This window comes from Niveispirillum sp. BGYR6 (assembly GCF_027568365.1).
Lineage (GTDB): Bacteria > Pseudomonadota > Alphaproteobacteria > Azospirillales > Azospirillaceae > Niveispirillum.
Genome location: NZ_JANLNL010000009.1, coordinates 129,073 through 143,742, shown reverse-complemented (window position 1 = coordinate 143,742; position 14,670 = coordinate 129,073). Strand labels below are relative to the sequence as shown.

9 protein-coding genes are annotated in these 14,670 nt (G+C 64.8%); 5 read left to right on the top strand and 4 right to left on the bottom strand.

Annotated features, from left to right (window positions below; all coding sequences use genetic code 11):
- The first annotated feature begins 181 nt into the window (after positions 1–181).
- Together PCJ49_RS18095 and PCJ49_RS18090 are read left to right on the top strand one after the other, a co-directional pair.
- Complete coding sequence (locus PCJ49_RS18095) at positions 182–5,023, top strand: alpha-2-macroglobulin (protein WP_269912171.1); 4,842 nt, start codon at positions 182–184, stop codon at positions 5,021–5,023.
- 74 nt (positions 5,024–5,097) lie between these two features.
- Positions 5,098–5,625, top strand: a complete 528-nt coding sequence (locus PCJ49_RS18090; protein WP_269912170.1) for an AAA family ATPase — start codon at positions 5,098–5,100, stop codon at positions 5,623–5,625.
- Between the two features lie 258 nt (positions 5,626–5,883).
- Here the strand turns inward: PCJ49_RS18090 and PCJ49_RS18085 are convergent, their stop codons facing one another.
- Positions 5,884–6,417, bottom strand: a complete 534-nt coding sequence (locus PCJ49_RS18085) for a carboxymuconolactone decarboxylase family protein (RefSeq protein ID WP_269912169.1) — start codon at positions 6,415–6,417, stop codon at positions 5,884–5,886.
- 240 nt (positions 6,418–6,657) lie between these two features.
- Complete coding sequence (locus PCJ49_RS18080) at positions 6,658–7,197, bottom strand: peroxiredoxin (protein ID WP_269912168.1); 540 nt, start codon at positions 7,195–7,197, stop codon at positions 6,658–6,660.
- Positions 7,198–7,347: 150 nt separating this feature from the next.
- On the opposite strand from PCJ49_RS18080, the gene PCJ49_RS18075 reads away from it, so the two are divergent.
- From PCJ49_RS18075 to PCJ49_RS18065, 3 genes are all read left to right on the top strand, one after another.
- Positions 7,348–8,268: a LysR substrate-binding domain-containing protein gene (locus PCJ49_RS18075; RefSeq protein ID WP_269912167.1), complete on the top strand. Its 921-nt coding sequence runs from the start codon at positions 7,348–7,350 to the stop codon at positions 8,266–8,268.
- 374 nt (positions 8,269–8,642) lie between these two features.
- Entirely contained in the window at positions 8,643–12,029 is a 3,387-nt protein-coding gene (locus tag PCJ49_RS18070; protein ID WP_269912166.1) for a hypothetical protein, read from the top strand.
- 76 nt (positions 12,030–12,105) lie between these two features.
- The gene (locus PCJ49_RS18065) at positions 12,106–12,498 is read left to right on the top strand and encodes a nuclear transport factor 2 family protein (RefSeq protein WP_269912165.1); all 393 of its coding nucleotides are present in this window, start codon (positions 12,106–12,108) and stop codon (positions 12,496–12,498) included.
- 99 nt (positions 12,499–12,597) lie between these two features.
- Here PCJ49_RS18065 and PCJ49_RS18060 read toward each other — a convergent pair whose 3' ends face one another.
- Together PCJ49_RS18060 and PCJ49_RS18055 are read right to left on the bottom strand one after the other, a co-directional pair.
- Positions 12,598–13,590, bottom strand: coding sequence for a TerC family protein (locus PCJ49_RS18060; protein ID WP_269912164.1), 993 nt, complete (start codon positions 13,588–13,590; stop codon positions 12,598–12,600).
- Positions 13,591–13,747: 157 nt separating this feature from the next.
- Positions 13,748–14,521, bottom strand: a complete 774-nt coding sequence (locus tag PCJ49_RS18055) for a glycosyltransferase family 2 protein (RefSeq protein ID WP_269912163.1) — start codon at positions 14,519–14,521, stop codon at positions 13,748–13,750.
- Between the last annotated feature and the right edge of the window lie 149 nt (positions 14,522–14,670).

Here is a 14,670-nt window from a genome sequence, read left to right as displayed (position 1 = left end):
CATGCGGGTGATTAGGAACGTCAAAGGCGGCAAGTTCAAGGCCGCATCGCAACGGTGTTGTTGCAAAGCGATGGAAAACAGCGTCCTGTTGGCCCCGGCCGTGCCATATTGCGGGCCTATGTGTTGCAACCCATCTGATTGCCTTCCCATTTCCACCCGCCGCCATAACAGCCCCCGCCCGATGATGCCGCGACTTCCCGCCGCCCTGCTGCTTGTCTCTGGTCTGGCCCTGGCCACCGCCGTCTCCGCACAGGAGGCGCGCCCCCCGGCGGATGCACCGCCGCCGCCGGCCGCCCCCCCGCCCAAACCGTCGGCCGTGCCAGCGGCGGAACGCCCGTTTGAGCTGTCGGGCGTGGATGTGGCCTCTGAACGGGACAAGCCGCAGGTTTGTTTCAACTTCACCCGCTCCCTGCCCCGGCCGCGCAAGGGGCTGGATCTGGCGCGCTTCGTCACCGTGGCCCCGGCCGACCCGGTGACGGTGACGGCGCGCGACCGTGATCTCTGCCTGGAAGGGCTGAACCATGGCCAGCGCTATACCATCACCATCAAGGCCGACCTGCCCAGCGCCAATGGCAAGGAAAAGCTGGCCGGGGCGATCACGCGCGAAGTGCAGGTGGCCGACCGCAAGGCGGTGCTGGCCTTCCGGGGCCAGGGCTATCTGCTGCCCCGCGTGGGGGCGGAGGGGCTGCCGCTGCGCGGGGTGAATATCGACCGCGCGCGGGTGTCCGTGCTGCGCGTCAATGACCGCGCCCTGGTGGAACAGATTTATTACGGCCGCATCAACCAGACCATGACCGATTTTGAGGTCGGCGACATTCTGGACCAGAAGGGTCAGGTGGTGTGGAAGGGCGAAATGGCCATGGGCGGCCAGCGCAACCGCGCCGTCCAGACGCCGTTCCCCATTGATGCCGTGCTGGGCAAGCTGGCGCCGGGCGTCTATGTGGCGGTGGCCGAAAATGCTGCCCTGCCCATGGTGGCCTGGGACCAGCGGGCCACCCAATGGTTCGTCGTCTCCGATGTCGGGCTGACCAGTTTCAAGGCAGCCAACGGGCTGTATGTCTTCGCCCGCTCCCTGGCCGGTGCCAAGCCGCTGGCGGGGGTGGAGTTGCGGCTGGTGGCCCGCAACAAACAGGAACTGGGGCGCGTCACCACCGGCCCCGACGGGCTGGCCCAGTTCAGCCCGCAACAGGTGGGCGGCAAGGATGACGCGGCCCCGCAGGCCCTGTTCGCCGCCAGCCCGGATGGCGGCTTCTCCCTGCTGGATTTCGGGACACCCGCCGTGGAACTGGCCGGGCGCGGTGATGGTGGCCGGCTCAATCCCGGTGCCCTGGATGCCTATCTGGTCAGCGACCGGGGCGCCTATCGCCCTGGCGACGCGCTCTATCTGATTGGGCTGGTGCGCGACGCCGATGGCCGCGCTGCGGCCGGGCAGAAGCTGACCGTGAAGCTGTTCCGCCCCGATGGGCTGGAGGTGGAGCGCCGGGTTGCCGATGATCAAGGCGCCGGCGGGCATCTGCTGCGAATCGAACTGCCGGCCAATGCCCCGGCGGGCCGCTGGACCGCCACCGCCCATGCGGACGCCAATGGCCCCGCCATCGGCCGCATCCAGTTCAATGTCGGGGAGGTGGCGCCGGTCCGGCTGGAATTCGATCTGGCGGCTGACCGGCCCCGCATCGGTGCCGATGGCAAGCTGACCCTGTCGGTGGATGGCCGTTATCTGGCGGGTGGCCCCGCTGCCCGCCTGCAGGGCGAACTGACGGTGCTGCTGCGCCCGGCCGACCGGCCTTATCCCGGGCTGGAGGGGTATCGGTTCGGCCTGGCACAGAAGCCGCTGGCCCCGGAAAAGCGGACCCTGCCGGGCTTCACCACCGGTCCGGACGGGCAGGCCCGCGTGGCGGTGGATCTGGGCAAGCTGCCGGAGACCACCCGCCCGCTGGAAGCCGTGCTGCGCGCCACGTTGCATGATGTCGGCGGCCGCCCGGTCGACCGCGACATGGTGCTGCCGGTTGATCATCAGGCCTTCGCCCTGGGGCTGAAGCCCAATTTCAGCGGCGATGCCGTGCCGGAGGGGGCGACGGTCGCCGTCAATGTCGTCGCCATCGCCCCGGACGGGCAGGCACAGACCCGCAAGGGTCTGTCCTGGGAACTGTTCGAGGAAGAGTATGATTATGACTGGTACGCTGCCGATGGGCGCTGGGAATATCGCACCACGGTGCGCGACAAGCGCCTGACCGGCGGCAATGTCGATGTCGCCAGCGACAAGCCCGGCCTGATTGAAGAACAGGTGCGCGCCGGCCGCTACCGGCTGGAAGTGTTCGATCCGGCCACCGGCATTGCCAGCTCCCTGCGCTTCTCCGCCGGCTGGTGGGTCAGCGCCAAGGTGGGTGAGACGCCGGACGCGGTGGAGGTGGCGGTGATGCAGCCACTGCACAAGCCGGGGGAGACGGCGCGCGTCTTCGTGAAGCCGCCCTATGCCGGCACCGTCACCGTGGCCCTGGCGGATCGCGCCGTGCGGCAGGTGATGGTGAAGGAAATCGGCACCGAGGGGGCCTTCCTGGATATTCCGCTGCCGGCCGATGTGACGGCGGGGGCCTATGTGCTGGCCACCGCCTTCGCCCCCGCCGACCCGGCCAGCCGCACCCCGCCGCGCCGGGCGCTGGGCATGGGCTGGGTGGCGGCCGATCCGGCCGACCGCACGCTGAAGGTGGAGATGGCGCCGCCCGCCGGTGTGCATCCGCGCGGGCCTGTCACCATTCCCGTCACCATCACCGGGGCGGAACCCGGCGCCACGGTACGGCTGGCGGTGACAGCGGTGGATGAGGGGATTGCCCGGCTGGGCGACCGGCCGGCGCTGGACCCGGTGGGCTGGTTCTTTGGCAAGCGCCGCCTGTCAGTGGAACTGCGCGATGTTTATGGCCGGCTGGTCGGCCCGGCGGAAACACCGGTAACAGCCGCACCGCCGGCGGCCCCAGTGGCCCAGGCCGATGCCGGCCGGACTCCCGCCCGCCCGCCGGCAGCGCCCCCGGTGCCGCGCAACGGTCCGGTGACGGCGCTGCATTCCGGCATCGTACAGGTGGGGGCCGACGGTAAGGCCAATGTCACCCTGACCCTGCCCGACACGCAGACGCGGCTGGCCCTGACGGCGCTGGCCTGGAGCGATGGCAAGGTCGGCACCGGCCATGCCGCGATGGATGTGCGCGACCCGGTGGTGGCCGATGCCGTGCTGCCGGCCTTTGTCGCACCGGGTGACAAGGCACAGGTCACCTTCAGCCTGGATAATCTCGCCGGCCCCAACGGCACCTACACGCTGACGCTGGGCACGGAAGGGCCGGTGAAGCTGGAAGGCAAGACCGAACAGGTCTTCAAGGGGCTGCGCAAGGGGGCCAAGGTGACGGCGACCCGCACCCTGCTGGCCGGCGATCCCGGCTATGGCGTGCTGGTGCTGACGGTGAAGGGGCCGGACGGCTATAGCCTGACCCGCCGCCTGCCGGTGAATATCCGCCCCGCCCATCCGCTGACGGTGGTGGAGGCGCGGGGCCGCATCGCCCCCGGTGCCCAGGTGGCGCTGACCGCGCCCAAGACCGATGGCGCGGTGGCCGGCAATGCCACCCGTGTGGCGATGCTGGGCAGCCGGCCGCTGCTGGATGCGGCAGCCAGCCTGCTGGCGCTGGACAGCCAGCCCTTTGGCTCGGCCGACCAGTTGGCGGCCCGGCTGCTGCCCCTGGCCGGTTCCAATGAATGGGCCAAGGCCGCCGGCCTGCCGGCGGATGACAAGCTGAAGGCCAAGGCCGACGATCTGGTGGAACGGCTGGTCAGCCACCAGCGGGCCGATGGTGCCTTCTCGCTCTGGTCGCATGACGGGGTGGGCGATGTCTGGCTGACCGCCTTTGCCCTGGATGTGCTGACCCGCTCGCGTGAAGCCGGCTATGCCGTGCCCGACGATGCCTATCGTCGGGGTATGGATTATCTGGTCCGCTCCATCGGCAATAGCTGGATCGAGGATGCGGAACTGCCGGCACGGGCCTATGCGCTCTATACGGCGGCGCGGGCCAAGGCGATCGATGCCAAGCCGCTGCGCTTCTTCCAGGAAACCTTCTATGCCCGCACGCCCACCCGGCTGGCACGGGCCCAGGTGGCCGCCGCCTATGCCGCCCTGGGGGATGGGGAGCGCGCGGCCGGCATTTTCGCCCGGCTGGATGAACCGTTGCCGGTGGCTGTCGGCATCCATGATTTCGGCAGCACCCTGCGCGACCGCGCCGCCGTGCTGTCCCTGTTGATCGGCGCCAATGCCGATGGCGGGTTGATTGATGCCGAACTGGCGGCCCTGGAACCGCTGCTGCGCGATGCCGCCCATACCTCCACCCAGGAACATGCCTGGCTGCTGCTGGCGGCCGAGGCGGTGGCCGGGCGCGGCGGGCCACTGAACCTGGTGATCAACGGGCAGGCGGTGACGGGTGACCGGCCGGTGATCCGCCCGCTGGCTGGCGGGGAAACCAAGCTGACCGTGCGCAATAATGGTGACCGCCCGGTCAACAGCCTGACCGCCACCGCCGCCATCCTGGCCAAGGCCGACAAGGAAGTGGCCGAGGGTCTGTCGCTGACCCGGCAGATCATGGATACCAAGGGCAAGCCGGCCAATCTCTCCCGCATCCGCAATGGCGATCTGCTGGTGGTGGTGCTGGAAGGCAAGGCCGACCGGCCCATCACCACGCCACTGCTGCTGACCGACCCGCTGCCCGGCGGGCTGGTGGTGGAGAATGTGCGGCTGGCCGGCAGCGCGCAGTTGGGCGACCTGTCCTGGCTGGGTGAACTGTCGGATGCGGCGCGGGTGGAGTTCCGCGATGACCGTTTCATCGCCGCCCTGGACGGGATGCCGGAAAGCGGTAGCTTCCGGCTGGTCTATCTGGCGCGCGCCTTGACGCCCGGCAGCTTCACACTGCCGGCGGCCCGCCTGGATGATCTGGTGGATGGCAGCCGCTTCGCCCGTACCGCGTCGGGCAGTCTGACGGTGCTGGCCAAGTGACGATACCCGCCCCGATCTGATGTGATCGGGGCGGACCCGTCTATGCCCTGGGCAGCCGGTGGGAAGACACGATTGTGAAAAAGGTCTTGATTGTCGGATGTCCCGGCGCCGGCAAATCCACGCTGGCCAAAGAGTTGGCGCAAATCACCGGGTTACCCCTTATCCATCTTGATCAACATTACTGGCTGCCGGGCTGGCAGCGGCCCGATGACGCTGCGTGGCGGGGAACGGTCGAAGCCTTGCTCTCACAGCCCCGATGGATCATCGATGGCAACTATGGTGGCACTCTTCCACAAAGGCTGGCGCTGGCGGACACACTGATTCATCTCGATTATCCGACATGGCTTTGCCTGTGGCGCGTGATCTGCCGAACGCTTGGCGGTTTTGGTAAGAACCGCCACGGCGAGTTGGCGCCCGGATGCCTGGAACGCGTGGATTGGTCGTTCCTGTCGTTCGTTCTCACGTACCGGCGAAAACAGCGGCAGCGCGATTTGGCCCGGATGCAAGGTTTCGCTGGTCGCCTCTACCTTTTCACCACGCCGACAGAAACAACGGCCTTCATCGCCAAATTGAGGCAAGGGTCTGACGAAAGCAGACCTTGATCGTACAGCCCCCAGGTTTGCATCACGCCATCAGCAGATTGCCGCCCGGCCCCAAAGTCGCCATGCCCAACATGGAGCCAACGCGATCAGGGATAATATACCCAAGTGCCGAATAAATTCGGCAAAGTGCTCAAACGCCGCACGGGGGCTTAGGTATACCCAGTTCCGGGATTCTCCCGTCACTTGGGTATACCAAGAGCCATGGATAATGACTCTTGGTATTATACGACCGCCCGGCGCCCGAGGGAAAAGCAACAATCAACCGGCCAGCGCGTCCTCGGCATCCAGCACGGAGGCAACGGCGTGGATGACGGAGGCAATGCGCACCACATCCTGCACGTTTTCCTTGGAAGCGCCCTTCTGGATCACTTCATGTTCGTGGGCGTCGATGCACATGCCGCAGCCATTGACGGCGCTGGCGGCCAGCGACCACAGCTCAAAATCCACCTTGGGCGCGCCGGGATTGGCGATGATGTTCATGCGCAGGCGGGCGGGCATCTTGGAATATTCCTTGTTGGCCGCCAGATGCACGAATCGATAGTAGATATTGTTCATGCCCATGATGGCGCCGGCGGCCTTGGCGGCGGTCAGCGTGGCATCATCCAGGTGCTGCTTGGCATCGGCAACGATGGCCTTGGTCACTTCCGCGTTGCGGCTGGCAAAGGCGGCGGCCACGGCCGTGCCCCAGGCCTGCGAGGGCGACAGGGAAGAGGTGTTCAGCACCGAACCCAGGTTCAGCTTCAGATCCTTGGCGTATTCGGGCAGGCGCGACTTCAGCGCATCGATGGACATGATTGTCATCTCCTTGGGAAATGGTCACAACAATCCTGGTGCGGGCGCAATCGGGCGGCCGGGACACGGGGATCAGGCGATGTGATGATAACCGATAACAGGGGTGCCGCCACCAGACCCGGAAGGAAATCGACAGGTCGGGGCACAACAGGATACCGGTCAAAGGGGGTGGATGGGCGCCATGGGCATGAGGGATGCCGGCGCCCATCCGTCGTCAGAAAATGGCCCTTAAATGGGGGATCAGGCCACCTTCAGAACGTCCTCGCCCTTCTGCCAGTTGCAGGGGCACAGTTCGTCGGTCTGCAGGGCGTCCAGGGTGCGCAGCACTTCCTGAACATTGCGGCCGACGGACAGGTCATGCACGGAGGCGAAGCGGATGATGCCTTCCGGATCGACGATGAAGGTGGCGCGCAGGGCAACGCCTTCGTTCTTGTCCAGCACGCCCAGGTTGGCAGACAGCTCGCGCTTCACGTCGGCCAGCATCGGGAACGGCAGATCCTTCAGATCGGCATGGTTCTGGCGCCAGGCCAGGTGCACGAACTCAGTGTCGATGGAAGCGCCCAGCACCTGGGCGTCGCGGTCAGCGAACTCACCGTTCAGCTTGCCGAAAGCGGCGATTTCGGTCGGGCACACGAAGGTGAAGTCCTTCGGCCAGAAGAACACGACCAGCCACTTGCCCTTGTAGGTGTCGTTGTTGATGGTGGTGAAGGCGGACTTGATGTCGGTGGAAACAGTGGCCTTCAGGTCGAAAGCGGGAAACTTATCGCCAACGGTCAACATAATGAACAACTCCACTTTTGTGATTGAGCGGCCGGTGCGCCTGGGCGTCACCGGCAGCCCTTATATGGCCATCGGTGACGGAACGTATATGGGGGCAGCGCAGCAAAAAAAGCTAATCGCAAGTTCCGACTGCGGCCATAGGATGGGCCAATGAACCCGGTGAACATTACCCTGCGCCAATTGCGCTATCTGGTGGCCCTGGCCGACACGCTGCATTTTGGCCGTGCCGCCACCGCCTGCCATATCAGCCAGCCCTCGCTCTCCGCCCAGATTCAGCAGCTGGAGGATATGCTGGGCACGCCCCTGGTGGAACGCACCAAGCACCGCGTGCTGCTGACCCCGGCGGGGGAAGATGCGGTGGAACGGGCGCGGGTGATTCTGGGGCAGGTGGATGATCTGTCGCAGGCCATGCGCGCATCGGGCCGGCCACTGTCGGGCGCGCTGCGGCTGGGGGTCATCCCCACCAGCGGGCCCTATCTGCTGCCGCGCGTGCTGCCGCCGCTGCGCGAGGCCTATCCCGACCTGAAGCTGTATCTGCGCGAAGACCTGACGGAACGGCTGCTGGACCGGCTGCGCGCCGGCGAACTGGACATGGCCCTGCTGGCCCTGCCGGTGCTGGAACCGGGGGTGGAGGTGCTGCCGCTCTATGAGGAACCGTTCCTGGTGGCCCTGCCCCGTGGCCATCGGCTGGACAATGCCGATGCGGTGACGGAAGGCGAATTGCAGGATGAAAGCCTGCTGCTGCTGGAAGACGGCCATTGTTTCCGCGATCAGGCGCTGGATGTCTGCGCCCTGTCCGGCGCCCAGGCGGGGGCCGGGTTCGCCGCCACCTCCCTGCCCACCCTGGTGGAAATGGTGGCGGGCGGGCTGGGCCTGACCCTGCTGCCGGCCCTGGCCGCCCCACTGCTGGCCGGCAATGGCCAAGTGTCCCTGCGCCCCTTCGCCAGCCCGGCCCCGCATCGCACCATGGCCCTGGTCTGGCGCAAGGGCAGCCCGCGCGCCACCGATATCCGCCGCCTGGCCGATGTCATCGCCCGCCACCTGCCGGAAGGGGCGGAGGCATTGCGATAATCACGCTTGGGGACGGGTCCGGCGCTTTGTTTCCACACCGAATATTATACCAACGGTCAAGAATTCTTGGCCGTTGGTACGGCGGCGACTGCCGCCGCGCCGCTTGGTAGCGGCGTAGCCAAGCCAGCGGATGCTGGCGCCGGCGATTGAGGGGCATGAAATCTTGACCATCGGTCAGGATTTCATGCCACTGGTATTATTGAAAATCTGGCAAGTAGCAGCGATCCACCCCTGCATCGCTGCCGAAATGGAAACAAGCACGCGACCTTTTCCTACACGCTTCCACACTGGATTTATCCCGACCTTGCTGCGTATAGTTGCCTCGCATTACAATAAAATTGAATCATTTCTCGCTGACAGCACGGGGTGGGGGAATGGCAACGGTAACAGGCACGGCCAGTGCCGACACGTTGACGGGTACCGATGGCTATGACGATATCAGGGGCGGTGATGGTGATGACATCATCAACCTGACCACCGGCAATGATAACATTGACGGTGGCAACGGGTACGATATCTACCGCACCAATATCAGCAGCAGCGCTGTTCAGGAAAATTACCGCAATCTGGCGGAAGGAACCATTCTGGGCTTCCTGTTGTCCTGGCTGGAAAATGGCAACCTCAACAGCTCCAATATTCAAAGCATCATCAATGTTGAGCGTATAGATTTCACCGACCAGTCTTTATTATTTACCACCGGCACGGCTGGCAACGATCGGCTGATCGGCAATAATGACACCTTGAACGCGATCAATGCGGGCGCTGGGGCCGATACGGTCACCGGCGGGCGGTTCCGGGATTTCATCGGCGGCGGGGCCGGAGCCGACAGCCTGTCGGGCGGGGACGGCGACGATGTGTTCTTCCCCGGCCGGATGGAAGGCGACACGGTTGATGGCGGGGCCGGTACCGACCGGGTGGCGCTGGCCTATTACCTGAATTCCGATCTGCGGTTCAGCGTGACCGACGGTGTCTGGTCCGACTGGATGGGCGGATCGCTGACCCTGATCAATGTCGAACAGTTTGAACTGACCAGCGGCGATGGCAATGACACCATCACCGGCGGCGTCCTTGCCGAACGGTTTTCCGGCGGGGCCGGCAATGACAGCCTGACCGGCAATGGCGGCAATGACACGCTGATCGGCGGTACCGGGCGCGACACGCTGGCGGGCGGCGATGGTGACGATCAGCTTTATGTCTCTCTCCCCAGCAACAGCAGTGCGGCGGTCATTCTCGGCACCCTGATGCAGGGTGGCGCCGGCAATGACAGCCTAACCAGCGGCACCGGGCGTGACACGCTGCTGGGCGGGGATGGCAATGACCTGCTCTCCCTGCGCTCGGCCACCCTGCCCGCTGATCTGCCGCTGGCCGGCAATCTGCTGGATGGCGGGGATGGCGATGACAGCCTGATCGGGGATATCGGGTCCGGCGATACGCTGCTGGGCGGGGCCGGGAATGACACGATCTCAGTCTCCGCCCCCAACGGCTTGACGGGCGGCCTGCTGGATGGCGGCGAGGGCAATGACCTGATCAGCAGCGCCGGCGGCACCGGCACCCTGAAGGGGGGTGCCGGTAATGACACGCTGTACAGCAGCCTGCCGCGCGACGGGGTGGCGATCGGTGGCAATCTGCTGGATGGCGGTGCCGGCAATGACAGCCTGCGCGGTGGCGGCGGGCAGGACACGCTGCAAGGCGGCGAGGGGGACGATGATCTGGATATCATCACCTTCCCCAGCAGCGGTACGCGCGGCAGCCGCAGCCTGCTGATGGAAGGCGGGGCCGGTAATGACAAGATCTGGGGCGGGCTGGGCACGGACACGCTGAATGGCGGCGATGGAAATGACCAGCTGGGCATCTCCCGCATCAGCGGCCTCAGTGATATCGCCACCAAGGGCCTGCGGCTGGATGGCGGGGCCGGCAATGACACGCTGACCGGCGGGCGCGGCAATGACACGCTGATCGGCGGTGAAGGCCAGGATCAGGCCGTCTATGCACTGGCCAAATCCGCCGTCACCATCACCCGGAACGAGGAAGATGGCAGCTTCACCCTGGTCAGCAGTGCCGGCGGTACGGACAGGCTGTCCGGCGTGGAAACGCTGGTCTTCAATGATGGCCGCGTCGACCTGACCAATTGGGGCCGGTTCCGCGACGCCTATTGGATCGACGCCTTCCGCAACCCCACGGATGCCAGCTGGGCGACGGCCACCCAGGCGCCCGTCAGCGTCAGCTATGCCTTCTACAGCGCCTTGCCGACGGGCTACACCGCCGCGAACTATCCTGATTTCAGCCCCCTGACAGAGGCGGAGAAGACCCAGGCCCGCACGGCCCTGGCCAATTATGCCAGCGTCACCGGCCTCAGCTTTGTTGAGGTGAATGATCCGGCGGCGGCCAATATCCGCTTCGGCACCATCTCCATGACCACGGCCTATGGTTTTGCCAACTATCCGGCCGGTGGCCAGGCCGATGTCTGGCTGGCCAACAATGTTTATACGACGCGGGCGGGGCTGGCCGACAATTGGTACATTTTCCACCACGAGCTGCTGCACGCGCTGGGGCTGAAACACGCCACCACGCTCTATGGCAACGAACCGCCGCAGCTTTCCCCGACGGAGGTGGGGGCGGGCAGCCTGTTCTCCCTCTGGAACAGCTCAACGGAGCGGTTGCGGGATTTCGATGTCGCGGCGCTGCAATATTACTATGGCCCCGATCCCGCCGTGCGCAGCGGCGATGATGTCTACAGCATCACCGGGGCCAGCACGGCCACGCATTTCTTCTGGGATGGCGGCGGCAGCGACCGGATGGACCTGTCCGGCGCCAGTGCTGGCGTCCAGGTCAGCCTGGTGCCCGGCAGCCTGAACTGGATCGGGACGGCCGCCACATCGGTGGTGGCCGCCAATGCCTTCACCATCAATCATGGCAGCTGGATCGAACGGCTGACCGGCAGCGCCTTTGCCGACCAGCTGGAAGGGAACTATCTGGCCAACCAGATCGATGGCGGGGCCGGAAATGATACGATCCTGGCCACCGACGGGGATGACACCATCATTGGCGGCACGGGGGAGGATGTGCTGGTCTTCAACAGTGCCGCCAGCACCTATGCCATCACCACGCGCAGCAGCGATCAGGCAATGATCCTGACCGGGGCCGGGCGCACCATCACCAGTTTCGGGGTGGAGAGCTTCCGCTTCACCGATGCGGAGATCGATACAACCGGCCGCATGATCGACAAACAGATGCTGTTGAACGGCAAGCTGGTGTCGCCCACCCGTGCCGCTACCGCGTTCGGCCAGGAATGGGCCCTGGCCGGCACCAGCAGCGGCGATATCGTCATTGGCACGAACAAGGGCGATCTGATCAACGCGCTGGAAGGCGATGATGCCGTCAACAGCGGTGCTGGCGATGACATCATTGATGGTGGCCTCGGCTCCAACTTCCTTACCGGCAGTGCGGGCAGCGACCGTTTCTTCATCGATGGCCGCAATGCCAGCGGGGCCGCCAACCGCACAAGCTGGAGCACGGTGACGGATTTCCAGCGGGATGCGAAGGAGACCATCACCATCTGGGGCTGGGATCCAACCCGCAGCAAGATTGTGCTGGACGAACGGTCGGGTGGCGCAGACGGCTATAAGGGCGCCACCTGGCATCTGGACATGGATGGCGACGGCAAGATCGATGTCAGCCTGACGCTTACCGGCCTGGGGCTGGATGCGGTGACCCGCTCCACCGGGGTGGTTGACAATGTCGGATATCTGCTGCTGGGCTGACTCTGTCCGCACCACCACCCCGCATACGCGCAGTATGCGTGGGGCGTGTTTTGCTTTCCTGCAACAGATGAGCAGCATGACCGACCCACAGCCCCGGCCCATCCCGCCCAGCGATCCCACCCTCCCCGTCGCCCGCCAGCTGGACGCCTATAACGCCAAGGATATTGAGCGGTTCATGGAGCCCTGGGCGGCGGATTGCCTGTACTACGCCTTTCCCGACACGCTGCTGGCCCGCGGTGCGGCGGAAATCCGCGCCCGGCATGTGGAACGGTTCAAGGAACCAGACCTGTTCGGCCGGCTGATCAGCCGCACTGTGGTCGGCAATCTGGTGGCCGACCATGAAACCGTCACCCGCAACTTCCCCGAAGGCAAGGGGGAGGTCGATGTGCTGTGCCTTTACGAGGTGGCAGACGGCAAGATCGTGAAAGCCTGGTTCAAGATGGGGGAAAAACGGCTGACCTCAGCCTGATCCCCCCCGAAAACGAAAAAGCGGAAAGCCAGTGAACCAGCTTTCCGCTTTGGGGGGCAGAGACGGCCGCCATGATGCCCCATGGCGGCCGGTTAAGGGTTACTCTGCCGCGATCGCCTTCTCGTCCTTGCGGGTACGATAGAGCGAGTAGAGCACGCCGCCGCTCAACAGCACCAGGGTGACCGAGAGCGAGATGGCCGGGTCCAGCTTGCCATAGATCTGGTTCCAGAAAATCTTGCCACCGATGAACACCAGCACCAGGGCCAGCGCATATTTCAGGTAATGGAAGCGATGGACCATGGCGGCCAGGGCGAAATACAGCGCGCGCAGGCCCAGGATGGCGAAGATGTTGCTGGTATAGACGATGAACGGGTCGGTGGTGATGGCGAAGATGGCGGGCACGCTATCCACCGCAAACACCACGTCGGCAAATTCCACCGTGATCAGCGCCAGGAACAAGGGCGTGGCCCAGCGCACCAGCTTGCCAGTCTGCGGGTCCGGCTTCTTCACGAAGAAGGAATGGCCGTGCAGCTCATCCGTCACCCGCATGTGACGACGCAGGAAAGCAATCATGCGATTGCCCTCCATCGACTGTTCCTCATCCTTCGCCAGCAGCATCTTCACGCCGGTAAACAGCAGGAAGGCACCGAAGATATAGAGCATCCACGACCATTCATTCACAATGGCCGCGCCCAGCGCGATCATGATGCCGCGCAGAATGATGACGCCCAGGATACCCCAGAACAGCACCCGGTGCTGATAGAGGCGCGGGATGGCGAAATAGCTGAAAATCAGCGAGATAACGAAGACGTTATCCAGCGCCAGCGCCTTTTCCAGGGCAAAGCCGGTGAAATACTGGATGCCGGGTGTCGCCCCCAGATACCACCAGACCCAACCGCCATAGAGCACGGCGATACCGATATAGAAGGCGGAAAGCACCAGGCTTTCCTTCACGCCGATCTCGTGATCCTTCTTGTTCAAAACGCCCAGGTCAAAGACCAGCAGGGCGACGACGATGCCGATGAAGAGCAACCAGATCCACAGCGGTTTGCCCAGGAAGGGATCTGACACGAGAGAGAGCAGGAACTCCATAGGAGCGCTTCCGTCCAACGATGCTTGCGTTAAGCGGGAGGAATGTGCGTTCCGACATCGCAGCCGACGCCTCGGCTGCCAGAGGGGCCCGGATCAGATCACGATTTAGGGTGCGGCATTGGCCGTTCAAGGGGGAATAAGCAAAAAGTTTTGCGTCCTATCCTTTGCGCAATTGCTCCCGGACCTTGGCGATGCGGGCAAAGCGGAAAAAGGCGATGATGGCGGCGATTTCCAGACCCTGCAGCCCGAACACCCAATAGCCCTTCAGGAAAAAATAACGGAACAGGTTGAGCGGAAATTCCGCCATCAGCCGCAGGGCGGAAAAGCGCTTGCTCCTCCCCTTGGCCATGATCTCCGCCGCCTGGGCGCTGCTGTAACGGTTCAGCTTGGCGATCAGATCGGCATGGGAGCGAATCGAACGGTGGATGATGATCGAGCGGAGCTGCCCCACCGCACCGCTTTGCATGATGACGGCATCATGGGTTTCGCTGTCGGCAAAGCGGCCGTGGCGGCGGTCATAAAGCCGGATGTAGTTATGCCGGGGGGCGAAGCGGTGCGGCCGGGGCTGGCCGTCCAGCGTCATCACCGTCTGGATGCGATAGCCCTGCAGCGGCGGCGTGCCGGCGGCGAACAGGGCGCGCACCTCCGCTTCCAGCTCCGGCACCGCCTCTTCATCGGCATCAATGTTCAGCAGCCAGTCATGCCGGCATTCCATCTCACCAAAGCGCTTCTGCGGGCCGTAACCGGGCCAGTCATGATGGATGACGCGGGCGCCCAGCGACGCTGCCAGCGCCTGGGTACCGTCGGTGCTGCCGCTGTCGATCACCAGCACCTCCTCCACCCAATCCCGCACGGCCCGGATCACCGGGCCGATGCGGTCAGCCTCGTTCAGCGCGATGATGAAGGCGGAAAGGGGCAGCTTGTCGGCCATGATCTGTCCTTGGCGGCAAAGGCAGGGGGGCGGGCAGAGCAATAGAGCGGATCGCCAAAAGGTGAAATCAGCTTTTGGTGTGAATCCACTCGCAGGTAGCTCTAGCATGGGCGCAGTAAAAAGGGGGAGGCCCATCGCCTCCCCCCCCA